The 26466-nt window shown below is 63.8% G+C and carries 21 protein-coding genes; 14 read left to right on the forward strand and 7 right to left on the reverse strand.

The genetic code is table 11. The annotated features are described in order from the left end of the window. Positions 1 to 84: 84 nt before the first annotated feature. The 5 genes from KF886_21690 to KF886_21710 all read left to right on the forward strand — a co-directional run bounded on the left by KF886_21690 (position 85) and on the right by KF886_21710 (position 5486). Positions 85 to 759 (forward strand): CDP-alcohol phosphatidyltransferase family protein, encoded by a 675-nt coding sequence (locus KF886_21690; protein ID MBX3179973.1) that lies wholly within the window; start codon positions 85 to 87, stop codon positions 757 to 759. Then, positions 756 to 1712 (forward strand): phosphatidate cytidylyltransferase, encoded by a 957-nt coding sequence (locus tag KF886_21695; GenBank protein ID MBX3179974.1) that lies wholly within the window; start codon positions 756 to 758, stop codon positions 1710 to 1712. The genes KF886_21690 and KF886_21695 overlap by 4 nt, the downstream gene beginning before the upstream one ends. Before the next feature lie 9 nt (positions 1713 to 1721). Beyond that, complete coding sequence (locus KF886_21700; protein ID MBX3179975.1) at positions 1722 to 2453, forward strand: 1-acyl-sn-glycerol-3-phosphate acyltransferase; 732 nt, start codon at positions 1722 to 1724, stop codon at positions 2451 to 2453. Beyond that, a complete protein-coding gene (locus tag KF886_21705) occupies positions 2440 to 4182 on the forward strand; it encodes a bifunctional alpha/beta hydrolase/class I SAM-dependent methyltransferase (protein MBX3179976.1) in 1743 nt (580 codons plus the stop codon). Before KF886_21700 ends, KF886_21705 begins: the two co-directional genes overlap by 14 nt. A 101-nt stretch (positions 4183 to 4283) precedes the next feature. Continuing rightward, complete coding sequence (locus KF886_21710; protein MBX3179977.1) at positions 4284 to 5486, forward strand: dual specificity protein phosphatase family protein; 1203 nt, start codon at positions 4284 to 4286, stop codon at positions 5484 to 5486. Here the strand turns inward: KF886_21710 and KF886_21715 are convergent. The 3 genes from KF886_21715 to KF886_21725 form a co-directional block, all read right to left on the reverse strand. Beyond that, on the reverse strand, positions 5473 to 6843 hold the full coding sequence (locus KF886_21715) for a sulfatase (GenBank protein ID MBX3179978.1): 1371 nt from the start codon (positions 6841 to 6843) through the stop codon (positions 5473 to 5475). The genes KF886_21710 and KF886_21715 overlap by 14 nt on opposite strands. Before the next feature lie 725 nt (positions 6844 to 7568). After that, on the reverse strand, positions 7569 to 8429 hold the full coding sequence (locus KF886_21720) for a PIG-L family deacetylase (protein ID MBX3179979.1): 861 nt from the start codon (positions 8427 to 8429) through the stop codon (positions 7569 to 7571). A 156-nt stretch (positions 8430 to 8585) separates the two neighbouring features. Further along, the gene (locus tag KF886_21725) at positions 8586 to 9659 is read right to left on the reverse strand and encodes a membrane dipeptidase (protein ID MBX3179980.1); all 1074 of its coding nucleotides are present in this window, start codon (positions 9657 to 9659) and stop codon (positions 8586 to 8588) included. Positions 9660 to 9715: 56 nt separating this feature from the next. On the opposite strand from KF886_21725, the gene KF886_21730 reads away from it, so the two are divergent. From KF886_21730 to KF886_21745, 4 genes are all read left to right on the forward strand, one after another. Beyond that, positions 9716 to 10333 (forward strand): GNAT family N-acetyltransferase, encoded by a 618-nt coding sequence (locus tag KF886_21730; GenBank protein MBX3179981.1) that lies wholly within the window; start codon positions 9716 to 9718, stop codon positions 10331 to 10333. A 127-nt stretch (positions 10334 to 10460) separates the two neighbouring features. Beyond that, complete coding sequence (locus KF886_21735) at positions 10461 to 12482, forward strand: hypothetical protein (GenBank protein ID MBX3179982.1); 2022 nt, start codon at positions 10461 to 10463, stop codon at positions 12480 to 12482. 88 nt (positions 12483 to 12570) lie between these two features. Beyond that, positions 12571 to 13986 (forward strand): DUF5011 domain-containing protein, encoded by a 1416-nt coding sequence (locus KF886_21740; GenBank protein ID MBX3179983.1) that lies wholly within the window; start codon positions 12571 to 12573, stop codon positions 13984 to 13986. Next, positions 13973 to 14650, forward strand: coding sequence for a hypothetical protein (locus KF886_21745; protein ID MBX3179984.1), 678 nt, complete (start codon positions 13973 to 13975; stop codon positions 14648 to 14650). The genes KF886_21740 and KF886_21745 overlap by 14 nt, the downstream gene beginning before the upstream one ends. A gap of 13 nt (positions 14651 to 14663) precedes the next feature. Here KF886_21745 and KF886_21750 read toward each other — a convergent pair whose 3' ends face one another. Beyond that, positions 14664 to 15842 carry an exo-alpha-sialidase gene (locus tag KF886_21750; protein ID MBX3179985.1) on the reverse strand — a complete coding sequence of 393 codons (1179 nt, stop codon included), beginning with the start codon at positions 15840 to 15842 and terminating at the stop codon, positions 14664 to 14666. A 212-nt stretch (positions 15843 to 16054) separates the two neighbouring features. Between KF886_21750 and KF886_21755 the strand changes: the two genes are divergently transcribed. Beyond that, positions 16055 to 17569, forward strand: coding sequence for a hypothetical protein (locus KF886_21755; GenBank protein MBX3179986.1), 1515 nt, complete (start codon positions 16055 to 16057; stop codon positions 17567 to 17569). A gap of 600 nt (positions 17570 to 18169) precedes the next feature. On the opposite strand, the gene KF886_21760 is transcribed toward KF886_21755, so the two are convergent. Beyond that, positions 18170 to 19051 carry a LysR family transcriptional regulator gene (locus KF886_21760; protein MBX3179987.1) on the reverse strand — a complete coding sequence of 294 codons (882 nt, stop codon included), beginning with the start codon at positions 19049 to 19051 and terminating at the stop codon, positions 18170 to 18172. Continuing rightward, positions 19048 to 20208 carry a VCBS repeat-containing protein gene (locus KF886_21765; GenBank protein MBX3179988.1) on the reverse strand — a complete coding sequence of 387 codons (1161 nt, stop codon included), beginning with the start codon at positions 20206 to 20208 and terminating at the stop codon, positions 19048 to 19050. The genes KF886_21760 and KF886_21765 overlap by 4 nt, the downstream gene beginning before the upstream one ends. Positions 20209 to 20543: 335 nt before the next feature. On the opposite strand from KF886_21765, the gene purM reads away from it, so the two are divergent. From purM to KF886_21785, 4 genes are all read left to right on the forward strand, one after another. Beyond that, positions 20544 to 21605, forward strand: a complete 1062-nt coding sequence (gene purM, locus KF886_21770; GenBank protein MBX3179989.1) for a phosphoribosylformylglycinamidine cyclo-ligase — start codon at positions 20544 to 20546, stop codon at positions 21603 to 21605. After that, complete coding sequence (locus tag KF886_21775) at positions 21598 to 24555, forward strand: phosphoribosylformylglycinamidine synthase (protein MBX3179990.1); 2958 nt, start codon at positions 21598 to 21600, stop codon at positions 24553 to 24555. Before purM ends, KF886_21775 begins: the two co-directional genes overlap by 8 nt. Before the next feature lie 58 nt (positions 24556 to 24613). After that, complete coding sequence (locus KF886_21780) at positions 24614 to 25414, forward strand: phosphoribosylformylglycinamidine synthase subunit PurQ (protein MBX3179991.1); 801 nt, start codon at positions 24614 to 24616, stop codon at positions 25412 to 25414. Positions 25415 to 25515: 101 nt separating this feature from the next. Further along, positions 25516 to 25941, forward strand: coding sequence for a VOC family protein (locus KF886_21785; GenBank protein ID MBX3179992.1), 426 nt, complete (start codon positions 25516 to 25518; stop codon positions 25939 to 25941). A 29-nt stretch (positions 25942 to 25970) separates the two neighbouring features. Here KF886_21785 and KF886_21790 read toward each other — a convergent pair whose 3' ends face one another. Next, positions 25971 to 26387: a hypothetical protein gene (locus tag KF886_21790; GenBank protein MBX3179993.1), complete on the reverse strand. Its 417-nt coding sequence runs from the start codon at positions 26385 to 26387 to the stop codon at positions 25971 to 25973. Between the last annotated feature and the right edge of the window lie 79 nt (positions 26388 to 26466).

Below are 26466 nucleotides of genomic sequence, written 5' to 3' on the forward strand. Positions count from 1 at the left end.
TAGCCTCTTGATTGCGGAATAAGATGTCGTGATACTATCCGGTCATAGGGATTTCGATACTTCCCGGCAGGGGACTTGCACTGGATGGACAACTACGCACCCAAATCTCGCCGCCCAATCGCGGAGGCGTTCCGACGAACTGCAAATTCCGCGGTAAACATATGCGTCAGGTGGGGCATTCATCCAGACACCGTCTCCTATCTTTCCATCGTTTTCGCCGCCCTTGCCGGGCTATGTTTCCTGCGCGCCTCGTCCTATCCCATTCTGCTCCTGGTGGCGCCCCTCTTCTGTTACATTCGGCTCTGGCTCAATATGCTGGACGGCATGGTGGCCTTGGCATCGGGAAAGGCGAGCCCCCATGGTGAGATCGTTAATGAGGTGCCGGATCGCGTTTCCGATATCCTGATCTTCGCCGGGATCGCGCACAGTGGACTCTGCTTCCTGCCCTTGGGCTATTGGGCCGCCCTGTTGGCCGTATTCACCGCCTACGTGGGGATTTTTGGACAAGCCGTGGGCGTCCAGCGGGAGTTCAGCGGTATCATGGCAAAGCCCTGGCGCATGGTCGTAGCGCATCTCGGCGCCTGGCTTGCCCTTTCGGAACACTGGTCGGGTGCGGACTGGTGCCTCCCGCTCGGCCTGACCATGATGGACTGCGCGCTCGTCGTAGTGATTGGTGGATGCGCGCAGACGATCTACATCCGGCTGTCTCGCATCGTGCACTCCCTGAATCGCCAGAGCGCGGAGCCAGATGGCGAATGAACGCCCGCGCCGCCCTTGACGACCCAAGCTTTCGCCTGCTGGGAAGTATAGTCGTCGCAGCGCTGGTCCTGGCGGGAATTATCCTGCTGTTCTCGAAGTTCGTCCTCCACAAGGACGTTTCCAAACTGTGGCGCATCTATCTGGGCTGGCTCATCATGATTCCCGTGGTGATGGCCGCGGTGCTGCTTGGCCGCGTGGCGACGATTACTCTCGTGTCCGCCATTGCCTTGCTCGGCTTTCGTGAATTCGCCCGTGCGACGGGGCTATACCGTGATTGGTGGATGACCGGGGCGGTCTATCTGTCTATAGGCGGAATCTTCGTACTCGCCGTAATGCCCGATCCGTTTAACGGAAGGCCGGGGTGGTTCGGGATGTTCCGCACATTGCCGGTCTACGCTATCGCCCTCATCCTGGCTATCCCCGTATTGCGAAACCGGACCCAAGGCCAATTGCAGGCCGTGGCGTTGGCCATGGTTGGTTTTGTCTACGTCGCGTGGATGTTTGGGCATCTGACGTTTCTCATCAATTCCGATCGCCCCTACGCCTATTTTGTGTTTCTCATTGTCGCCGTGGAGATTAACGACATCGCCGCGTTCTGCTTCGGGAAGCTCTTTGGCCGGCGCAAGCTTCGCGATAACGTCAGCCCCAACAAGACCTGGGAAGGTTCTCTGGGCGCCCTGGCCGTATCCATGGCGTTCCCCTGGCTCGCGGCGCCGTGCTTCCCCCACTTCGGTCCGCTGCAGCTTGTCCTGACAGGACTCATCGTGGGAATAGGTGGGCAGTTGGGCGACCTTTCGATTAGCGTCATCAAACGAGACATCAACATTAAGGATACCGGAAGGCTGATACCCGGCCACGGGGGTATTCTTGATCGCATCGACAGCCTGATCTACACCGCGCCGCTCTTTCTGCACATGGTCAACTGGTATTACGGCCTTTACGGCGTACGTTGAGGAAGGGCCATGGAGGACTGGACCTACGATAGCGCCCGCGACCTCGACAAGGACCTGATGGCGCGCCTGCGTGGGTTTCCCAGAGAGCCTACCATGGTGGTTTATGCGCTGCGTTCCCTGGCGGCGTTGATGCTCCGGTGCTGGCTGAAGGCCGTACACCGGTTCCGTGTCAACGGGCTGGAGAACTTGCCGGTCTCGGGTTCGTATATTCTCATCGGAAACCATAGCAGCCACTGGGATGCGCTCTGCCTGACCTCGATGTTGCCGTTTGGCATGCGGCACCGGATCTTCCCCGCGGCGGCCGCGGACTATTTCTTCACCAGCGCGCCCCACACCATTTTCTCGTCGGTTTTCTTGAACGCGCTCCCTTTCCACCGCCGCGCAAGCCCCCAGCAGAGCCTGAAAATCTGCCAGGAACTCCTTCGCACGCCCGGGAATGTATTAATCATATTCCCCGAGGGAACGCGCTCCGCGACCGGGGAGCTCGGCTCATTCAAACCGGGTATTGGTCTGCTACTCGCAGGCTCCGATGTGCCCGTGCTGCCCTGCGCCATTCGCGGGGCCTTCGAAAGTTGGCCCAGGGGGCGACGCCTCCCCCGATTGACGCGCCTGGAGGTATCCGTTGGCAAGCCAATGCGCGTTGCTCCGAAAAGCGCCGGCAAAGACGCAATCCGTTCGGCGACCAGAGAACTGCAACAAGCCGTTCAGGCATTGATGGAGGCACACGATGAGCGCACTTGAACCATCCGAACAGTACTTCGAAACGTGCGACGGGACGAAACTGTTCTATCGCGCATGGATTCCGGAACCGCGTCCGGACAGAGCCCTGATTCTGTTTCATCGCGGCCACGAGCATTCGGGGCGCTGGCAGGACTTTATCGAGCACATCGGCCTGCACGATTTCGGAATTTTCGCCTGGGACGCCCGCGGGAACGGCAATTCCGAGGGGCCGCGCGACTATGCCGATTACTTCGGCGTATACGCGAAGGATGCCGAGGCGTTTGTCCGGCATGTTTCCGCTCAAAACGATATCCCCCTGGAGAACATGGTGGCGGTGGGCCAGAGCGTGGGCGCCGCGGTGGTGAGCGCCTGGGTACACGACTATGCGCCGCCTATCCGCGGCATGGTGCTGGCCGTTCCCGCATTACGTATTCGTCTGTACATGCCCCTCGCCATCCCCCTGCTTCGCCTGGGGCTGGCCACTAAGCTGGTCGCAACGGTTCCGAGCTACGTAAAGGCCAGGGTCCTGACCCATGACCCGGACGAAATCGCCGCGATTGATAGTGACCCGCAAATAACCCACGCAATCTCCAACAATGTCCTGCTGGACCTGCACGACACGGCCACCCGGCTCCTGGACGACGCGGGAGCCATTCAAACACCGGCACTGATGCTTCTGGCGGGCAGGGATTGGGTCGTGAAAAAATCCGCCTGCCGGCGCTTCTATGACCGCCTCGGCTCGTGGCACAAGGCCATCGTGGAGTATCCAGACTTCTACCATGGCGTCTACCACGAGCGCGATCGCCATCTGCCGATCGCGCGCACACGCGAATTCGTGCTGGAAATCTTCGACAAGTCCCCGCACCGGCCTGATCTCACAGAGGCGCATAAGCGCGGCTACACCCGTGAGGAGTATGACAAGCTCTCGCTGCCCTTGCCCTGTTGCTCGCCGAAACGAATTCTGTATGGGACACTGAAAACGCTGATGCGCTGGCCCGGCGCCATGAGCGATGGCATTCGCCTCGGCTGGGAATCCGGTTTCAACTCCGGACGGACGCTCGACTACATCTACGAAAACAGGGCCGGCGGCCAAAACGCATTTGGCAGACTTGTGGACCGCGTCTATTTGGACGGCATCGGTTGGAGGGGTATAAGAATTCGCGGCAAGAACATGGAGTCGCTCATACGTGAAACCGTAGAACGGCTCAATGAAGCGAGTATTCCCGTCCATATCGTAGATATCGCCGCGGGCGCTGGCCGCTACTTGCTGCAAACCCTCAGTCAGCTCGGCCGCGCCGGGCTTTCCGCGCACCTCCGGGACATGGAACCAAAGAATCTCGCACAGGCGGAGAAACTGGCTCAGGAACTCGGCCTTTCCGGCATTACCTTTGAATCGGCCAACGCCTTTGATCGCGAATCCCTGGCGAAATTGTCGCCCCAACCCAGTCTGGCCATTGTTTCGGGCCTGTATGAACTCTTCCCAGACAACGAAATGATTCTTGACTCGCTCCGCGGGCTTTCGGACGCCATGGCCCCGGGAAGTTTTCTGATTTACACCAACCAGCCATGGCACCCACAGCTCGAATTAATCGCGCGCGTACTATGTGACTGGGATGGCCGGCCATGGATCATGCGGCGGCGCACCCAGGCCGAGATGGACGCGCTCGTATCGGCGGCGGGTTTCACAAAAACGAGAATGGAAATTGATCGATGGGGAATTTTCACAGTATCTGTGGCCCGAAAAGCCTAGTCCGGCGGCAGGCGACGACGGCCGCGTGCCTTTCCGCGCTGTTTATCGTGGTCTATGGCTCGTGCAGCTGGCTGGCGGGACACCGGGACGATATGGCGTCCATGTACTTCGCGTGGGAACTGCAAATCCCGCTGATTACCTGGTTCATCATTCCCTACATGTCGATCGATTTATTCTTCGTCGGCGCACCGTTTCTCTGCGGCGATCGGGAACGCGCGGTTCTCGCCAAACGCGTGACCCTGGGCATCCTGATCGCGGGACTGTTCTTTATGGCCATGCCGTTGAGGCTCGGATACGGGCGGCAAGAGCCCGACGGCGCGCTTGGCGCGATCTTCGCCCTGCTTTTCAGCTTTGACCCGCCCTACGGGAATCTCTTTCCGTCGCTACACATCACGCTGCGCACGATACTCGCGGATGTTTACGCGCGCCACACCCGCGGATGGTTGCGCGCCGCCGTCGTAGTATGGTTCAGCCTTGTTGGGTTCTCCACCATCTTCACCCACCAGCATCATCTCGCGGATGTTGCCGGCGGTTTTGTACTTGCGGCCTTCTGCCTTCACTATTTCCGTGAAGAAAACGCGGCGGGCGGGGCTGTCCCGAACGTTCGCGTCGGGCATCTTTATGCCGCCGCCGCGTTCGTGTGCGCCGTAGCCGCTATCAGGCTGGCGCCCTGGGGCGCATTCTTGATATGGCCTGCGGCCAGCTTCGGCACGGTCGCCGCCGGCTACTATCGCTACGGCGGAAGAGTCTACGGCAAGGTGGATGGCCGGATCCCGCTGAGCTCCCTGGTAGCGCTCGCTCCATGCATACTCGGCCAGTACCTGTCGCTCCAGTATTACCGGCGCCAATGCAACGACTGGGACGAGGTTGTCCGGGGGGTATTCCTCGGTCGCGCTTTGACAAATAAAGGCGCCGCCAGGGCCATTGGAAACGGGGTTACCGCCGTGCTCGATGTAACAGCCGAATTCTCGGAAAACGCAGTATTCCGGGCCATAAAATACCATAACCTCCCAGTGCTCGACTTGACCGCGCCCACGCAGGAGCAACTCATAGACGGGGCCACGTTTATCAAGGAGGAATTGCGGCACGGAGCCGTCTACGTGCACTGCAAGATAGGATATTCGCGAAGCTCAGCATTTGTCGCGGCATATTTGATTGAGTCCGGTACAGCCCATTCTGTACCGGAAGCCATAGCGCTCATCCGCAAAAAGCGACCGGCCGCCGTTGTGCGAAAAGAAATCGTGGACGCCCTGGAAGAGCTTTACGGAAACCTGAACAAAGCGTGCTCGGTCAGTTGTACTTAGCCGCGCTCTTATTCACGTCGGTTTCCCAGATTCTCCACGCGGTCATCAGCTCCGCCGTCTTCTCCGGCATTTCCGCCGCAAGATCGTTGGTTTCGCCGATGTCGTTGTCCAGGTTGAAGAGCTGCGGCGTGGTTCCGTCGTGCACCAGTTTCCAGGGGCCGGATCGCACCGCCCCGGCCTTATCCTTGCGGTAGAAGAGCTGGCGGTCGGGCAGCGGCTGACCTTCAAAGAGCAGCGGGTTGATGTCGAGGCCGTCCAGCGCCATGCTTGCCACGGACGCGCCCGCAAGCCGGGCGAAGGTCGGGAAGAGATCGGTGGAATGCCCCGTCGCATCGGTGACGCCCGGCTTGATCTTGCCGGGCCAGACGAAGATCGCGGGAACGCGGTGGCCCCCCTCCCAGAGCTCGGTCTTTTGGCCGCGAAGCGGGCCATTGCTCGAAATGTTCTTGAAGTCCTCGCCGTAGGTGATATAGCCGCCGTTGTCGGAGGTAAAGATGATCAGGGTGTTCTCCGCAATGCCCGCCGCGCGAATCGCGTCCAGCAGGCGGCCGGTGTTCGCGTCGAGGTTCTCCACCATCGCCTTCACGTGCGGCTGGATATTGCTCCGGTCGGGTATAATCCCCCACTTGTCGTCGTGGTAGCTCGTGCCGGCGACGCGCTGCGGCGGGTCATTCGGCCCCTGCCACGGAAAGTGGATGGAGAGGTGCGACACGAAGAGCAGGAAGGGCCTCTCCTTGTGCCGCTGGACAAAGTCGATGCTGTAGTCCGTGAGGAGGTCGGCATTGTACCCCTCGTCCGCTTCGAGCTGGTCGCCGTTCCACCAGTCGGGATTGCCGGATCGATCAATGTGCGTGTGGTGGTCGCCATCGCCGGTCATGAAGCCCCGGAACTCGTCGAAACCCTGGTTCGGCGGCGTCAGCGGCGGCGCGTAGCCCAGGTGCCACTTGCCAAAGAGCGCGGTGGCGTAGCCCTGCGCCTGCAACACCTCCGCGAAGGTCACCGCATCGAGGGGCAGGCCCTCGCCCGGCACATTCGACTCCCCCGACAGCGCGCCATCAAAGTTCGCGCCGTAGCGCTGCTGATAGCGGCCCGTGAGCATGCCCGCGCGCGTCGCGGAGCACATCGGCCCGGAGGTATGGAAATCGGTGAACCGCAATCCGGCTTCCGCGAGCCTGTCGATGTTGGGGGTCTTGTTGATCGTGCTGCCGTAGCAACCCAAATCGCCGTAGCCCATATCGTCCGCCATAATGATTACGATGTTCGGTCGCGATCCGTCCACCGCGAAGGCGTTCAGGGGCGCGCCCAGCGCGAGGACCAACGTATAAAGGACAGACTGGGCCGGAATTCGACGTTTCATGCTCCACTCCTCTGCATCAAATGCGCCGGGCGCAAGGCAACACGGAAACTGCCCAACGCGATTGCTTCACGATACCCCGTTTCGGCATCGGATCGCCAGCCGGGCCAGGGCAATCGCATTTGTAATACTTTAGCCGTCTGAAGTTGAGCCAGTCTTTTTGCTAGCCTGCCGCGACACTACGAGGAGAGCGCGCAAGGCTGGGAGCGCAGGTCGAAGACGCGCCGTAGGAGGGCGTCCCCGCCTGCAATGCACCGGAGGTGCAAAGCGTGTTCGCAATATCGGCACAATTGATCGGGAGGAAGACTGGACCCGGACCACCGCCGTTGATCAAATTCGCGCCTTCGGCGCTATGCGGGCGGGCCGCCCGCGCTCCCATTGGTCCGCCCTTCCGTTGCGGAGCAGGTTTGTGTCGTCGAGGAATCTAGTCAACTTCATTCCGCTAAAGTGTTACTCGCATTTAAACTTCGTTTACGAGCCAATCGCCGTTCGAACCACTGGAAACTCAGAAAAGTGCCCGTGTTGGAGCGCTGGTATTTCGCCTGCGGCGAATCCCTGACCTTGCCGGCAGAGATGCCGGCGCTCCAGCTTGCTCACTTTCCTTGATTCAAGGTTCCAAATCGACTCAAGATTGCGACCATTTGCCATGAGCGGGTTTAAATGCGATTGCCCTGCCAGCCGGTCGCGGCGGACGACCAGGCGTCCAAGACGCCGGTCGCGATCCGCCCTTACTCGGACGCGGCGGGCTCCGGGAAGAACGGAAACAGCACGCGCAGCTCCGCTTCCGAAGGCTGCCGGCCGTACTCGCAGATCTCGAAGGCCTCGGCGTAGGAAATTCCAGCCGCCTTCTCCGCGCCGTACCACCGGGCCAGCTCGCCGGTATACCGCTGGGCGGGGCCCATCATGCGCGTGCGAAAGCGCTCGGCGATCCATTTGCGGGCCTCTTCCGGATCCGCGGGCACTTCGTCCTCGTAGTCCCCGTGCCACGGAGCCCACTCCGCAAACTGAGACGGCATCATCCCCAACGCCTCCAGCTTGCGCTCGATGCTCTGGTCAATCCCGACCACGACGTCGGGCTCAAACGCGTAGGGCTTCTGGAAGTGATCCCAGAGATACAGGAACACCGGATTCTTCCGCAGGGGCTCGGTATCCGGGCAGATAAAGGGCACGGTGACCATGAACGCCGCATCCTGCACCAGGATCGCCGTGTAGCGGTGGTCGGGGTGATAGTCGTTCGGGCGCGGGCTGATGACCACGTCGGCCTTCCAGTCGCGGATGAGGCGGATGATCTGCTTGCGAATTTCCAGCGTCGGCATCAGCTCGCCATCGTGGTGATCGAGCACCTCGGTCTCGATGCCGAGGATTTTCGCGGCGGCCTCCACCTCCCGCGTGCGGCGCTGCGCCAGCGGGCCCCCGGCCATTTCGTGGTGGCCGATATCGCCGTTGGTAACGGACACAAACTTCACCTGGTGCCCGAGATCCGACCAGAGCGCGGCGACGCCGCCGGCCTTCAACTCGCAATCGTCCGGGTGGGCCCCGAAGACAATGATACGCAGGACGCCGTCCTCGCCGGGCGGCGCCGCGGCCATCGCTGGCGCGGCGAGCACGGCGGAGCCCAGGAGGGCGATTGCGGCGAACCACGCTGTTTGCGGTAGAACACGTTTCATGGCTTTACTCCCTGTGGTTGTTGGGTTGAGCCCCGGCGGTGCGCGCGCCGGGATGTGCAGCCAGCCTGTCGGGGCAGTTTACCAGCAGGCGCGCAAGAATCGGATCCAATTGCCACCCATAATCTTCTCCACGTCCGCGCCGGTATAGCCGCGGGCCCGAAGCATCTCGGGAAGGCGCTGGAGGTCCGCGATGGTGTCGAGATCGGTGGGGCCCTGCTCCGTGCCGAAGCCGCCGTCGAGATCGCTGCCAATACCGGCGTGATCCGCGTTCCCGGCGATCTGGCAGACGTGATCGATGTGATCGGCGACGGACTGAAGCGACACCCCGGCCTCGTGCGGATCGGTGACGCCGCGCTCCCAGCCGGGATAGAGCATCCACGCGTCGCACACCGCCCCAATAACCGCGCCTCGCCCGATGAGCGCGCGAATCTGCTCGTCGCTCAGCTGGCGCTGGCCCGGCACGATCGCGCGGCAGTTGCTGTGGCTCGCCCAGATGGGGCCGCCATAGGTTTCAAGCGCCTCCGCAATGCCCTCGTCGGTGAGGTGGGTGATGTCGCATATGATGTTGAGCGCCGCCATTTCCTTCAGCAGCGCGCGTCCGGCGGGTGTGAACGAACCTTCCGAGGCGGTGCCGGCGGCATAGCGGCCCGGGCCGTAATGCGTGGGTCCCAGCGCGCGGAGCCCGTAGGCATGCGCGCGGTGGAGGTACTCGATATCGATCAGGGAGTCCGCCCCCTCGAGGCTCAGCACGTAGCCAATGGGTTCCACCTCGCCCCCGCCCTCCCACGCGGCCAGGTGCGCATCCAGCTCTTCGCGGTTTCGTACCGGACGCATCTCGCCCGCCTCCTCCATCGCGCGGTACCACGCAAGCTGCCCCTGGGTCACGGCCCACGCGATCGCTGGGCTCGCGAAGCCGGGAAACTGGGGCAACACCTCCTTGCCCACGGTGCACCGGGCAATCTGTGTGGCCACGCAAAGCCCGATGCCCGCGCGGCGCATTGCCGGCAGCGACACCGCGCCCCGGCCCCGCCCGGGCAGATCGGTCTGCTTCAGCTCCAGTTCCCGCTCGCGGATCCGCGCGACCGGCTGCCTGTAGTCTCGGTTCCAATGCAGCGCATTCGCGGAAAGGTCCAGGTGGGCGTCGACAATCATGGGGTTCTCCCGGGTTGGCTCAGGGTTTATAATGGCATGGAGAGCCTCCGGCTGCAATGATCGCCGCGTTCCCACCACCGGCGCGGCGCATCGGGCCGGACAACACCACACGGGAGGCCGTCTTCATGACCACACTCACCGCAAAAAACGGCACGACCATCGAAGTGCGCCCGCTGGCCGATGGGGACGCCCCGCTGCTGGCCCGCTTCAATGCGGAACTCTCGGAAGCCTCGCGGAGCTGCTTTCTGCCCCATGCCTACGACGCGGAAACGCTGGCCGCCATCATCGCGCGCGCCGAGCAGGGCGCCGATCGCGCCTACATCGCGATGGCGGGCGAGGATATCGCCGGCTATTTCTTCCTGTGGGAGTTTGAGACGGATGTCCCCGTGCTCGGCATCGGGCTCGCCGACGCCTGGCAGAACCAGGGCCTTGGACGCCGCTTCCTGGAAATCCTGATCGGCGATGCGCGAAACGCGGGCCGCACGGGCATCGAATTGACCACGCTGCCCGACAACGCGCGCGCCTTTGCGCTCTATGAGTCGCTCGGATTCGTGCATATCGGTGATACGGACAACGTCGCCGGGGACGGGCGAACCGTGCGCGAGCGCGTGATGTTTCTCGCGCTGCAACCGGGCGCCGCGCCACCGGAGCGGAACTTCGGCCCGCCGGTTTAGCGCCAATTCACGGGCGGGAATTCGCGTCCGATATAGTATACCGCACAAGATGCTGGACAGATCTCGCGCTTTAATGTAGAATTAAAAGCGAGTCGATTAGGCAAACAACACCATGGGAGCCGTCAACATGTCCACGCCCCGCCTTTTCTTTCCTATCCCCACCCCCCTCCTCGCCGCGTCTGTGCTTCTGCTCGCATCCACGGCGGCGCAGGCCGCGCCACCCGCCGCAATCAACGTGCACGGCCAGCTGCTTTCCGCAGAGGGCCTGCCCGTAGCGGGCGCGCGCGCCTTCGTAATCCAGTTCCACGACGCCCAGACCGGAGGCGCCCCCATTGGCGGGGCCATCGCCGGCACGGTGGACGTTTCGGCGGACGGCCTCTTCAATCTGGCCGTGGAGCCGCCCGCCGCCATCCTGAATGCCGCCGAAGTCTGGTACGAGATCGGCATCGACACGGATGAACCGGCGGACAACGACGCGTCGGACGACCTCTTCCCCAGCCGGATTCGCGTATACAGCGTGCCCTTCGCCCTGCAGGCGAACGAAGCGCTTTCCGTGGACGCTTCCGGCGTGGGCAGCGGCTCGGTCGACAATGCGGAGCTGGATGCGCTCGATGGCGTGACGGGCAACGTACAGATGCAGATCGACGCCATCGACACCAGCGGCATCGCTGCCAACTCGGCGGATATCGCACAGAACACCACCGACATCGCAACCAATTCCACCAGTATTGCAACCAATACAGCGGATATCACAACGAACGCGGCGAACATCGCTGCCAACTCGGCGGATATCGCGCAGAACACAACCGACATCGCCACGAACACCACCAATATCGCAACGAATACGGCGGATATCGCGCTCAAGGCGAACAGCGCCGACGTCTACTCGCAGGCCGCCGCCGATACGGCCTTTGTGGATGCGTCCGGCGACACCATGAGCGGCGCGCTGGGCGTGGACGCCATCAACGAGGCCACGGCCGACGCCGGCGTGACGATTGAAGGCGTCGCGCTGCGGGACAGCTTCGTGGAGCTGGCGGCCATCGCCGCGCCCGCGGACACCGCGAGCAAACTCTACAATGTGGGCGGCAGCCTTTTCTTCAACGGCATCGCCCTCGGCGGCGCGACCGTGGACAAGGACGCCATCAATAACAGCGGAACCCTCGGCTTCGACTGGGCCGACGGCGAGATTGCCGATAACCTGACAATCCAGGGCGGATCGGTGGACAACGATTCCTTTTCCGCCATCAGCGATCTCATCGACGAATCCGCCATCGGAACCGGCGCGGGCCAGGTGGCGGCGGGCAATCACGGCCACATGCTCCAGGACCTCGGCGGCGTCGCGACCGACGCCCAGATCGCCAACAACCTGACGATCCAGGGCGGAACAGTAAACAACGATTCCTTCTCCGCGATCAGCGACCTCGTCGTCGAATCCGCCATTGGAACGAGCCCGGGCCAGGTGGCGGCGGGCAACCACGGCCACCTGCTCCAGGATCTCGGCGGCGCCGTGACCGACGCGCAGGTGCCCGACACGATTACCATCCGCGGCGTCAGCGCGGCGGACGACACGGCGGCCGCGCCCGCCATCGCCTACGCCAGCGACCCCAACACCGGTATCCACCGCCCCGGCGCGGACCAACTCGCCCTCGTGGCCGGCGGCGCGGCGCGCCTGAGCGTCGATACGGCGGAGGTGAACATCCTTGGAAACATTCTGGAGATCGCCTCCGGCAGCGCACCCGGAACAACAACCAACAAACTCTACAACGCCAGCGGCGACCTCTTCTGGAACGGAACCCAGCTGAACGCGGGCGGCGGCGGCGGGACCGACACGGACACCATGAACTGGACGGGGTACATCTATGATTTCGGCGGCCCGTTGGCCGTGTTCAGGCAAAGCATGACCAAGCCTGGCACGATCATCAGCTTTCAGGTCTATTGTGGCGGCCCATCGCACAATGCAACAGTCGATCTTAAGAGAAACGGTAGTACTATCCTGAGCACCAGCCCCGCGGCGTTCGTGGGCAACACACTGGTTACCCCAAATCTGGCTTCGAATACCTTCGTGCAGGGGGATGTGCTGGAATTTGAGGTGGCCAATGCAACGTCTGATCTGTTGGCGGTAAACATCTCGATCGTCGTCGAATACTGAGGAATGCCATGCATACCGGCAACCGGACTCCATCAAGGCCCGCTCGGCCTGGCCCTGGAGCCGCCCGCGGCAATGAAAGGTTTGTCTGATGAGATCGATGACCGTTCTTGAACCTCTTGCCCGCTCTTATTGCCGCGCGGCCCTTCGGCTGCTCGTTTCGTTCGGGCTACTTGCCGTATGCCAACCGGTGCTGTCCCAATCGCCCAACAGCGACGGCGCGCTGCTCGTCCACCCCACGACAAACCGGGCCAGCGGCGCCAGCCAGACCAACGGCGACGGGGCACACGTCGCCCTGGCGGGCTACGCCACCGACGGCCTCCGGCTGACGCCCCCGGACGGCGGGATCGCGCGCATTGAGCCGCTGGGGGTGGACAACGTCCCGCCGGTGGCCACCGTCGACACCCTGGTAACCAACGACAACACGCCCGCCCTGACCGGCACGGTGGATGACCCGCAAGCCACCGTGACGGTCCGAGTCGACGTGCAGTCGCATACCGCCACCAATCTGGGCGACGGCGCGTGGGTGCTGGACGATGACATCCTGGCGCCTCTGACAGATGGCGTTTATGACGTCGAGGTGAACGCGGAGGACCTGGCCGGCAATCAAAGCAGCACGACGGTTACAGGCGCGCTGACGGTCGATACGGTCGCGCCGATACTGACCTTAAACGGTGAAGCGATGGTTACGCTGGTCGCCGGTGTGGACACCTATACCGAACTGGGCGCGATGGTCAGCGATGCGCTCGACGCGGACGTAATGGTCGTCATCGGCGGGGACACCGTGGATACCAACACTGCGGGCACGTATGTTGTCACCTACGAGGCAACCGATGCCGCTGGCAATATGGCAATTCAGCTCACTCGAACGGTCACGGTGGAGATGGCCGCCGGTGAAGGTGAAGGTGAAGGCGAAGGTGAAGGCGAAGGCGAGGGCGAAGGTGAGGGCGAAGGCGAAGGCGAAGGCGAAGGCGAAGGTGAGGGTGAGGGCGAGGGCGAGGGCGAGGGCGAGGGCGAGGGCGAGGGCGAGGGTGAGGGCGAGGGCGAGGGCGAGGGCGAGGGCGAGGGCGAGGGCGAGGGCGAGGGCGAGGGCGAGGGTGAAGGCGAGGGCGAGGGCGAGGGCGAGGGCGAGGGCGAGGGCGAGGGCGAAAACCCGTCGAACGAAGCGATCGCGCTTGAATTACTCAACCGTTTCGCGGCGCTCGACGAAAATGGCGATGGGCTCCTTTCGCTGAGCGAAGCGCGGGTGGCCTTCCCGAATTTGACTCAGCTCCAGTTCAACGCGCTCGATCTGAACGGGGATGGATTCCTCTCGCGGGACGAGTTGAACGCCATTGCGAATCCGGGCGGTTGCTTCGGGCCAGGTGGCGGCGTCGATTTCGCCCTGTTTGGCCTGCTGGCGCTTCTTCTTGGATGGTGGGAGCGCATGGTTCGGTTCTCCCGCGCTACCTTCTACCGGATCTTCTACCCGTGGTTGTTGGACGATGGCGAGAATGATCGGCTTTAAGGGAAGGGCCGCGGCGTGCCTGCTGCTGTGCGCGGCCTTGCTGGCCGAGGCCGCGCCTTTCCGCGGCGCGTCGGCGGGCAAGGCGCCGCCGCGCCCGCTCGCGGTAAACGCCAGCGATGGCGATTTCCCGGACCGGGTGCGCGTGACCTGGAACCACGTTTCGCGCGCCGAGGGCTATCGCGTCTACCGCGCGGCGCGGCCCGGCGGCCCATACGAGATCATCGGCGCGATGAAGCCGAACGTCCGGCAATTTGACGACCCGCAACCGTGCGGAAGCCGGCGTATATACTACAAGGTATCGGCGTACAACGGCTGGGGCGAGTCGGCGCATTCGTCCTACAATACGGGCCACACCGCGCCCTGCGCGACGCCGCCGCCGAAGAAGCCCCCGTCCGTCACCGCAAGCGACGGCGCCTACCGGGACCGGATCCGGGTGACGTGGAGCGCGGTGCGCGATGCCGATCAGTACGCGGTGTACCGGTCGGGCACGGCGAATGGCCGGTACACCCTGGTGGCCACGCTCAAGGCGAACCGGCGCTACTATGATGATCCCCGGGACTGCGGGGGCGCGCGGTTCTTCTACAAGGTGAGCGCAATCAACGCGGGCGGCGAATCCCCGCTTTCGACGGGCAACCGCGGCCACACCGCCGCATGCCGCGAGTGACTCCGCAGCGGGCTCAGAATCCCAGCTGGCGTTCGACCTCCCCGCTGGTGATCTCCGCAATATTGGCCGGATCCCAGATCGTCGCACCGATATAGCGCTCGGGGCCGGTCTTCTGGTCGGAAATGTAATAGGTCGTGACCACCTTGCCGTCGGGCCGCACTATGCTGCGTACGTAGCCGATGTCGCGGTCGACGCCGTCGTTCCGAAGGATAATCGTGGGACCCCAGGTCTTCCCGTTGTCGTCGCTCAGCTTTGCGCGAATGCTGAAGGGATACGCACGGAACCCGTAGGTCAGGCAGAGCCGCCCGTCGGGCAGTTTGTTGAGCATCGGCGGATTCCCTTCGCCAAGGTAATCCACGGGATTCGGCTCCTGCGTCCAGGTCTTCGCCCCGTCCGTGCTGCGCCACTGCTCGATCCAGCGGAAGGTCCCCTCCCGGCAGCGGAGCGTCGTGAGGAATTCACGCTCCGAAAGGCGCAAGGTGGACGGCATGATGGCGAAGCCGGCGGGCTCCGGCCCGATCCACGAAACAAACTCCCACGTCACCCCGCCATCCTGTGTCCGCGCGACCATCGGCCTGCCTTCGCGACGGTTCTCCTTCGCGACCGTGATGAACAAATACATGTCGTGCTTGCCGTTGATGATGTAGTCCGTGCGCGCGGCGGTGCCCGCCGTACCGAAATCCGGCAGCGCGAAGGGGCCGGTCCACGTGCGGCCGCGATCATACGAGTACTCGTAGCGCGAAAGCCCGCCGTGGTAGTCGTCCATGCGGAACGTCAACACAAAATCCGGGTGCGAGAAGTCCATCGGCTCGGTCTGGTCCAGGATTTCGGGCAGCGGGAGTCCGGGGATTTCCGTCCCATGCAGCGCGACGCCCCGGGGGATCATCTGGCCCTGCTCCGCCGGGTGCTCGTGGGTCCAGGTCTTGCCCCCGTCCAGGCTCCGCGCAAACCAGAACTCCTCGGGCTTCTCGCGGTCGATATGGTGCGCGGTGGCCCCCAGATCCTTGTGGTGGCCCCGGCTGTACCCGACCAGGATCTCGTCCTCCCAGTTCCACATGCCGTAGTTCGCGGGCCATCCGCCGAAGCGGCCGGGCTCGTAGTACACCTTCACATGTTCCGCGTCGGCGGCGGCCCACATCGGCTCGCCGGGCAGGGCGCCCAGCGCGGCCAGCGCAAGAATCAGGGGTAGCATCAACAGGTCCTCCTCGGGGTGCGTGCGCGGCGGGCGGGGCGCCGCGGCATGCTGCGTGTCGGCGCGACCGCGCCTCCGGTGGGCGCCGCCGCCGCGCCGACTATCATAGACGGGGGCCGGTTGAATTGCAATCGGTCGCGATCAATGCGCGCGGCCCCGCCTGTGCTACACTGCGCCCGCGCCCAGCGCATCACCAGCCGAAAGGACCCGCCATGAACCGACTCCTGCTTTACGCCTCCCTCGCGCTGGCGACCAGCTTGCACGCCCCCGCCGAGCCCGGCATTGTTATCAACGAAGACAGCAGCCACTTCTTCATGACCCGCAGCGCGGACGACATGACTATCGAAGGCCTGCACGCCTTTGTCGACCAGTACGCCGGTACGGAAGTCAGCCACCTCTTCCTGAACCCGAACGCGATGAAGGCGAGCTTCAAGAGCGCCACGCGCGAGGCGATCTGGGAGCTGGGCGATCAGGAGCCGCCGGACGAGGCGGCGCAGCGCTGGCTCGACAATGCGCGCCTCCTGCACGAACGCGGGCTGGACCCCTACGCCGTGTGGATCGAGCGCTCCCGCGAAAAGGGCATCTCCCCGTGGATTTCGATGCGGATGAACGACATCCACGACGTGCCCAACCCAAAGAGTTATCTGCACAGCCGTTTCTGGCTGGATCACCCGGAGTTCTGGCGCGTTCCGAACGATGCCAGCGGCGGCTGGATCGTCCGCGCGCTGGACTATGCCCACCCGGAAGTGCGCGATCACAACCTGGCCTTCGTGAAGGAACTCCTGGAGCGCTACGACCCCGACGGCCTCGAACTTGACTGGATGCGCTTCGGCTGGCACTTCAAGGACGGCGAGGAGGCCGCCGGCGCCGAGATCCTGACCCAGTTCATGCGCGACGTGCGCCAGCTCACAAAGGAATGGGGCGAAAAGCGCGGCCACGAGATCAAACTCGCCGCGCGCGTTCCCGCCCACCCCGACGCCGCGCGCGGCCTGGGCATGGATGGCGTTCGGTGGGCGAAGGAAGGGCTGATCGACATGCTTGTGCCCTGCCCCTTTTGGACCTCGTCGGATTTTGACATCCCCGTGGAACTCTGGCGCGAACAGCTCGGCGACGCCACCAAGAACATCGTCCTGGCGCCGGGCCTCGAATACAATTCCCGCGGGTGGCACGGCGGCGGCGCCATGGCCAATGATCTCGCGGCCACCTACGGCTTCGCCGCCAGCATGTGGCGCCGCGGCGCGGACCAGATCTACCTCTTCAACTACATGGACTCCGGCACGATCCCCGTGAGCCAGTCCGACTATCGAATCCTCGTCGAAAAAGGCCTCGGCCCCGACGTCGTGTTCAACGCGCCCCGCCGCCACCTCCAATGCTTTCGCGACACCGTCCCATCGGGCTTTCCGAATGGCGTCGTGCTCCCCGCCGAAGGCCCGGAAGCCACCTTCACAATCCACATCGGCCCGAAACCGAAGGCGGGCAAGGTGCAATTCGTGATTGGCCTCGCAGAGCGCGAAGGCGTCGCGGACGCGCAATACACCGCCACCGTCAACGGCGCGCCCCGCGTTTCATCCACAGACCTCGACAACCCCGGCCAGTTCCCCGGCGCCGCCCGCGCGATTGCATTCGACTGCCCCTTGACCGCCGTGAACGACGGCGCGAATCTCTTCACGATCACCCAACCCCCCGGCCAGCAAATCCTCTGGGCCGAAGCGCGCGTGGAGCCGTGATGGGGACTGGGCCCGGCGCGCAGGCATACGGCATCTTGCCGAAACAGGCTCGCCAAGCTGCCCCACAGGCGTTATATCCCTACGCAATCATTAGTGTGCCACGGTCAAGCCCTGCGGGGCTTGCCCGTGTAGAGACATGGGAATGATGGGAGAATTACTGTCTCGTAAGAGGACGTCTGTCAGGTGCGAGGACGCCTGCTCCGAAAAAAGCGCCTCAGCTTCACCACAACAGCCTCGTCCAAACCAGATTACAGTATCCCAAACAAGGAAGCGGCAAAGGCTGGGAGCGCAGGTCGAAGACGCGCCGTGGTGGGCGTCCCCGCCTGCCAGGCGGCGAAGCCGCCGTCCATTTTCATCCTTAACGGGTGACGCGCCGCGTCATCAGCGCCGGCGCCCCAGCAGACCGGGAAGAGATCGAGGCACAGCCGTTCCGGCAGTCAGGGACAGGCGGGACGCCTATCCTACTTTCTCTCGTTACCACGGTCCACCGTGGTAACGCAGCACTATGCCGCTCCCGCGGCCCCACTCCGAGACTCCATGCCCCCAGCGACAGCCTCCCGCTTCCGGTGAGCTTCCCACCGCGCTCACCGCCAATCGCGGTCACCTGCCCTTCGCCGTCCCCGCCCCCCGCAACATCTCCACAAACGCCCGCTGCGCCTTCGACCTATACGCCCCCCGGCGCCACACCGCGCCCAGCGTCACCTCCGGCAACCCCGCCACGGGAATCGCCCGCAACTCCACATCCCCCGGGCGGACCACCATCTCCGGCAGAAAAGACAGGCCCACGCCCTCGGCCACATAGCGTTTGATCACTTCAAAGCTCCCGCTGTCCATGACCGCGGGCGGCGTGAAGTCCTGCTCCGCGAAAAAGCGCTCCAGGAGCGCCCCCGTCCGCGTGCCCGATTCCAGCAGCAGCAACGGCTCCCCCGCCAGCGCCTTCAGCGTCACCCGCTTCCGGCCCGCCAGCGCATGCCCCCGCGGCGCCACCAGCACAATCCGCTGGCGAAACAGCGGCGTCTCCTCCAGGTCCGGCTCCCCCGCCGGCAGCGTCACGATGCCCAGGTCCAGCGCGCCCTCCAGCACCTGCCGCGCGATCTGCGCGCTGCTCCGGTTCACCAGCGAAAGCCGCGTCTCCGGCATCAGCGCCGCGAACTCCCGCACCAGCGGCGGCAGCACGTACAGCGCGATCGTGTCGCTCGTACCCACCCGCAACTCCCGGCTCGCCGCGGACTCAAAATCCGCCACCTCGTGCGCCAGGCTGTCCACCGCCTCCAGGATCCGCCGCCCCCGCTCATACACCAGCGCGCCCATCGCCGTCGGCCCGCCCGTCTTCCGGTCGATGAGCGCATGCCCCGCCTCCCGCTCCAGCACCTTCAGCGCCTGGCTGATCGCCGGCTGTGAACGGTGCAGCCGCGCCGCCGCCGCGCGGAAGCTCCGGGTTTCAATGATCGCGCACAAACAGCGCAGGGATTCGAGGGTCACTTGGCGCCACCCTCCGCCTGGGAAGAATAATCAATCCGTGCCATTGCCTCTTCCGTGCGAAGTGTTCCTATCCAGTTAAAGGGTTTGGACTCCGCCCCGACAAATGCACACTCTAACCAGAAATCGTGCCAACCCTCAGGCTTTTTTCCCCGGCTTTCCCGGGCGCCAATAGCCGCGAGAAGGCGATCGCCCTCGGGCACCATGTACAATCCCCACGAGCTACGTGTGGGTGTGCTTCGCGACTCGCTTCCTCTCTCCCGGGTGTATGCGATGGCCCACTTCTGAAAGTAATCTCGCCATTCGGTGAGGTTCACGCCATCATAGCCCGTCCGAACGTTGAATGTGAGCTTGAAACGTTTAGCCCATGGAACCTTCGCATAGGAGAAGGACGGATACTCGGAATCTTTGAGGGCTTCCATCTTTACCTCGACGGGACAAGGGAGTTCCGGTCGCGCTGCGCGAATGCCCTTTAGAAACTGTAGAGCCTCATTCAGTTCATACGGAGCCTCGTTACTCGAATTCCCACGCCATTTGGACTGATCATTCCCATATACGAATAGACGGTCGCTGTCACGGTAACTGAGAGCCCAGACGAGTATTTCATCTATACCATCTCCGTCCAAATCCCGAAGCTCAAAACGATTGAAGCTGCCACCAAGACCAAGACCAGCATACACGCCGTCCAGCCGGTCTTCGAAGAGAACTTTGCCCGATTGCTTGAGTCGCAACACAATCTCGGCCGCGCCCCCCTCAGTCGCGGATGCCGAGCCGGGCTCGGCGACGAGTGCATCGACGACGCCGTCGGCATTGAAGTCTCCGTCAATCGTATACTTTACTTCGTCACGCTTCACCCGGTAATGGGCATCGTGATAGAGCTGACTGAAGCGATGTATGAACCCGTGACGGGTAGCCCAGGCCCCATTACTTACCTCGAAAATCTGGGTCAGGGTCATGAAGCGCCCAGCCATCCCACCACTATCATATTCAAACACCAGTGATCCGCGAAGCAACTCCAGATCTCCGTCACCATCCCAATCCTCCAGTACTAAGCGGCCACCTCGATCTACCGAGTCTATAGTCTCAATTCGCCGAAACTCGCCCGCAGGTGCGGTGATCGATATGAGAAAGAACAACCATACGCCTGCCCTCGATTTCATTTCTGTATCCTCCTGTGTTCCGGGCGCCGACGCCTCGCTGCCATAGGTTACTCAACAATATGGCGGCTCGCTTGGATTGTAAAGGGGGCCTCAACGGAATGAGGCTTCGGTGAGTGCAACGAAGTTCGGACGGGCTAAAGGGACAGCAGAGACAGCAGGATTCGAGAACACATACGGTCCTGAAATCCCTGAACTCTCTCAAGGTAACTGGTTAAGGCGAAATTATCACCTCAATCATATCATTTCATTGGACTTATGCCAAGCCCCCCGCGTATCCTATCCCCGTGAACCCACGCCGGGGGCTGCCCGGCCTGTACCCACCAGAGGAATCCCCCATGACCGAACCCAAGCAAGGGTTGAGTTACCGCGACGCGGGCGTCGACATCGACGCCGCGAATACCGCCATGAAGACCATCAAGGGCCTGGTCCAGCGCACCTTCAACGACAGCGTGCTGCAGGACATCGGCAGCTTCGGCGCGATGTTCAGCCTGGACCTCAAGGGCATCGACGACCCCGTGCTCGTGTCGAGCGTCGATGGCGTCGGCACCAAGCTGAAGCTGGCGTTTATGTCCGGCAAGCACGACACCGTGGGCATCGACATCGTGTCCCACTGCGTGAACGACATCCTGGTGCAGGGCGCGCGGCCGCTGTTCTTCCTGGACTACCTGGCGGTGGGCAAGCTGGACCCGGAGATCGTGGTGGAGGTGGTGCGCGGCATCACGACCGGCTGCCGCTACGCGGGCTGCGCCCTGATCGGCGGGGAGACGGCGGAGATGCCGGACATGTACCAGCCGGGCGAGTACGACCTGGCCGGCACGATCGTCGGCGTGGTGGACCGCAGCAAGATCGTGGACGGATCGAAAATCAATGCGGGCGACGCCATCATCGGCATCCCCTCCTCCGGCCTGCATACGAACGGCTACAGCCTGGCGCGCAAGATCTGCTTCGAGGTGGCGGGCCTCGGCATCCACGACCCCATCCCTGGCTTGGGCCAGACAGTGGCGGAAGCGCTGATGGAGCCGCACCTGAGCTACGCCAAGCTCATGCAGATCGTCATGAAAGTCGTGAACGTGAAAGGCATGGCCCACATCACCGGCGGCGGCATCACGGACAACTTCCCGCGCATCCTGCCGGACGGGCTCGCGGCGGAGATCGATCTGAACACGTGGAAGGCGCAGCCGCTGTTCCGCTTCCTCCAGGAAACGGGCAATGTCTCCCAGCCCGAGATGCTGCGCACGTTCAACATGGGCCTCGGCTTCCTGTTCGTCGTGCCGGAGCGCGAGGCGGAGAAGGCGCTGGAGACCGTCAGCCTCACCGGCACCGACGCCTACCTGGTGGGCCGCGTGGCAGCCGGCGAGACCCAGGTCCACTACACGGGCGACATCCGCTATGGCTAATCGCATCGAAGTCGCCATGCAGCCGGGCCGCCCGGATCCCGCCGGGGAGGCCGTCCGCCACACGCTCGCGGAAGACCTGCACATCGCAGCGGGGTCCGTGCGCGTAATCAACATCTATACCGTCCACGCCGCGCTTTCGTCCGACGAATTGGAGCGGGTGCGCGCGGAGCTCTTCACCGACCCCATCATCGAAACCTCGGCCATCAACCAGTCCCTCGCGCGCGACTTTGATTTCGTCGTGGAGGTGGGCTTCCGCCCGGGTGTGACCGACAACGTGGGCAAGAGCGCGCTGGAAGGCATCCAGGACACCATCGGGCGAAGGCTGCCCGCGGGCGCGGCGGTGTTCAAGTCGAAGCAATACGTTTTCAAGGGCATCGCCGAGGCGGACTGCCTCCGCGCGACGAAACGCTGTCTCGCGAACGACCTTATCGAGCGCTGGGTTATGAAATCGGCCGCGGAGATGGCCGCACAGGGCGACGCCCCCCTGCTCGACCTGCCGATCGTGACGGAGCAGAGCGATCCCGAGGTGCACCCCATCAACCTCGAGATCAGCGACGACGCCCTGATCGTCCTGAGCCGCGATATGATGCTGGCGCTGGATCTGCGCGAGATGCAGGCGATCCAGGCGCACTACCGCGACCCGGAAACCCGCGCGCGGCGTGCGGCGGCGGGCCTCCCCGAGAACCCGACCGACATCGAGCTGGAAATCCTCGCGCAGACGTGGTCGGAGCACTGCAAGCACAAGATCTTCGCGGCGGATGTGGACTACACCGACGCCGATGGCAATACCCGCCGCATCAACGGCCTCTTTCGCAACTACGTGAAGGCCACGACGGATATTGTGGGCGAAAAAGTGGACTGGCTCGTCAGCGTGTTCCACGACAACGCCGGCGTCATCAAATTCACCGACGATTACCACTTCGCCCTGAAGGCGGAGACGCACAACAGCCCCTCCGCCCTCGATCCCTACGGCGGCGCGATGACCGGCATTGTCGGCGTCAACCGCGACATCCTCGGCGCGGGTCAGGGCTGCCGCTGCATCTTCAACACCGACGTGTTCTGCTTCGCCTCGCCCGATTTCGACGGGGAAATCCCCGAGCGCCTGCTGCACCCACGGCGCGTGCTCCGCGGCGTGCACCGCGGCGTGAAGGACGGCGGCAACGAGAGCGGCATCCCCACGGTCAACGGCGCCATCGTGTTCCACGAGCGCTTCCTGGGCAAGCCGCTGGTCTTCTGCGGCACGGGCGGCCTCATCCCCGTCACGGTCAACGGCCAGCCCAGCGAAGAGAAGGGCGCGCGCCCCGGCGATCGCATCCTGATGGCGGGCGGCCGCATTGGCAAGGACGGCATCCACGGCGCCACCTTCTCTTCCGAGGAGCTCCACGAGGGCTCGCCCGCGACCGCCGTGCAGATCGGCGATCCGATCACCCAGAAAAAAATGGCCGATTTCCTCATGGAAGCCCGCGATCTCGGGCTTTACACCTGCGTGACCGACAACGGCGCCGGCGGCCTCTCCTCCAGCATCGGCGAAATGGCCGAGAAACCGGGCGGCGCAACCGTCTACCTCGACAAGTGCCCCCTGAAATACGCCGGACTCGCGCCCTGGGAGATCTTCCTGTCCGAGGCGCAGGAGCGCATGTCGCTGGCCGTGCCGCCGGAGAACGTGGCGGCCCTGCTCGACCTGGCGCGACGCCGCGAGGTGGAGGTCACGGATATCGGCGAGTTCAACGACTCCGGCCGCCTCGAAGCCTTCTATGGCGAAGAACTCATCGGGTCGCTCCAGATGGACTTCCTGCACGACGGCGTGCCCCGGATGCGTCTGCCCGCGAAACTCGACCCCATCGCGCTTACTCCCCCCACGCTGGAGCCGAAATCCGACCTGACGGCGGATCTGAAGGCCGTCCTCGGCGCGCTCAATGTGGCGAGCAAGGAGAGCTTCGTCCGCATGTACGATCACGAGGTCCAGGGGGCGAGCGTGCTGAAGCCCTTCCAGGGCGCGGATCACGATGGCCCGGGCAATGCGGCGGTGTTGCGCCCCGACCCCAATTCCCCCCGGGGCATTGCGGTCGCCTGCGGCATTACGCCGAAATACGCCGACCTCGACGCCTACCACATGATGGCCTGCGCCATCGACGAGGCCGTCCGCAACCTGGTGGCCACCGGCGCGCGCATGGGGACCATCGCCGGCCTGGACAACTTCTGCTGGCCCGACCCCGTGCAGAGCGAGAAGACGCCCGACGGCGCCCACAAAATGGCCCAGCTCGTCCGCTGTTGCGAAGCGCTGAAAGAGACCTGCGTCGCGTACGACATCCCCCTCATCAGCGGCAAGGACAGCATGAAGAACGACTACAAGATCGGCGACACCAAAATCTCGATTCCGCCGACCGTCCTGTTTACCGCCGCCGCCATCCTCGACGACGCCACCCGCGTGGTCTCCATGGACGCCAAGCGCGCCGGCGACGCCGTGTATGTGCTCGGCGAAACGCGCAACGAACTCGGCGGCAGCGAATACCTGGCGCTCTCGGGACAGCTCGGCGACAACGTGCCTGTCGTGGATCCTGCCCGCGCGCGTGCCCGATATGAAGCGCTACACCGGGTGATCGCTGGCGGGCTCGTGGCCTCCTGCCACGACTGCTCCGATGGCGGCCTCGGCGCGGCCCTGGCCGAAGTGGCCTTTGCCGGCGGATTCGGCATGGATCTCAACCTCGCGCCCCTGGGCGTGGGCGACGACATCGTGGCCCTCTTCAGCGAAAGCCAGAGCCGCTTCGTGGCCACGGCAAGCCCGGAGCATGCGGCGGCTTTTGAGGCGCTGATGGATGCTACGGGTTGCTACCGCCTCGGCGAAGTGACCACCGGTGGCCGCTTCGTCGTGCGGAGCGCGGCGGGAACCATCGTCGATGCGCCCATCGCGGAACTGAAAGAAGCCTGGCAGGCGCCGCTGCGCTACTGATTACGTCCCTTAGGCCGTTTAAGTCCTTTAGGTCCTTTAATATCCGGGAGACACCCATGTGTCCATAAACGCCCTCATCCTCACCGGTTTCGGCATCAACTGCGATCATGAAACCGCGCTGGCCTTCGAAATGGCCGGCGCCACGGCCCGCCGCGTTCACCTGAACGATCTGGCGGAGGATCCCGCGCGTCTCGAGGATTTCCAGATCCTGGCGATCCCCGGCGGCTTTTCCTTCGGGGACGACGTGGCCTCCGGCCGTATCCTGGCGAATCGCCTGCGCTACCGGCTCGGCGGCCCCCTGAAGGACTTTCTCGGAGCGGGCAAGCTGGCCATCGGCATCTGCAACGGTTTCCAGGTCATGGTGAAGATGGGCCTCCTGCCGCTCTTCGACGGCGAATTCACCCAGGAAGTCACCCTGACCCACAACGATTCCGCCCGATTTGACAACCGCTGGGTGCGCCTGCAAGCGGTCGCGAACACGCGCTGCGTCTGGACGAAGGGAATCGAGACCCTGGAAGTCCCGGTGCGCCACGGGGAGGGCAAGTTCATCCCGCGCGACGACGCCGTTCTCCAACGCCTGCGGGATCAGGGCCAGGTGGTGCTGCGCTTCGCCAACGCCGACGGATCCCCGGCGGGCGGGGCCTTTCCGGCCAACCCCAATGGTTCCACGGACGATATCGCGGGTATCTGCGACCCGACGGGGCGGGTATTCGGCCTGATGCCGCATCCGGAAGCGTTTCTGCACCGCACGAACCACCCCCGCTGGACGCGCGAGGCGCTGCCGGAGGAGGGCGCGGGGCTCCAATTGTTCCGGAACGCCGTCGATTTCGCCGGGCAGAAGCGGCTTCAGCCCGCCTGATGGCCCCGGGGACGGCCTCCCGCGCGAGTGGCTGTACCCGCGGAGAACCCAGAAAGGCAAATTTGACCATGTCCGAACCACGAGAATCTTCCCTGCTTCGAATGGACAATATCGGCATTATTGTCGACGACCTCGACGCCATGGTCGCTTTCTTCCTTGAGCTCGGCCTGGAGCTGGAAGGCAAGGCTAGCGTTGAGGGCGATTGGGTCGATCGGCTCGTTGCGCTCAGGGGCGTCCGGTGTGATATCGCCATGCTGCGGACGCCGGATGGCCATGGCCGGATCGAGCTGAGCAGCTTTCAGAAGCCGAAGGCGCACCCCGCGGATCCGCATGCGCCGGTGAACACGCTCGGTCTACGCCGCCTGATGTTCGCCGTAACGGATATCGACGAGGTCCTGGGCCGCCTGCGGAAGCATGGAGCCGAACTCATGGGCGAGATGGTGCAATACGAGGACCACTACCGCCTCTGCTATCTGCGTGGCCCCGAAGGCATTATGATCGCGCTGGCGCAACCCCTGCGAGAGTGAGCGGCGGCGGGTCGTTTCAGGCCAAAACGCTAGAATTTCGCGTCCAGCGCGTCCAGCAGTTCCTTCCCTCTCACGGTGCACTCCTCCGATGCGCACCGGCCGCTCTCTGTTTGCGTCCAGACGCCGGATGCCTCGCGCGTGAAGAAAAACTCGAACCCGTCGATGGTGTTGGTATCCGCGTATTCGACATAGACGGAGATCTTGCCGGACGGCGTTCCCCAGAACACCCACGGTTTCGAGGCGACCACATCGGCCGCCATCCGCCCGATCGCGGGGCCGCCCTCGCCCGGCTGCTGGAATTCGTCCAGCTTGGCCGAAGACAGCAAGGCCAATTCCCGCTCCAGCCGGCGCAAGTGCAGCGCATTGGCCACCCAGGCGGCGACGAGCAGGACAAGGACAGTCAGGGCCACCGGCGTGGACCATCGATTTCGGGGCTTTTGTTCCATGCTATGTCCCTTTTGCGCGTTTGAATTCCGGACCTTCCTGGCGCTCTCGGCGGGTTCCCGGGCGCCCGGATAATACGCC

The sequence above is a fragment of the Candidatus Hydrogenedentota bacterium genome (assembly GCA_019637335.1).
GTDB lineage: Bacteria > Hydrogenedentota > Hydrogenedentia > Hydrogenedentales > JAEUWI01 > JAEUWI01.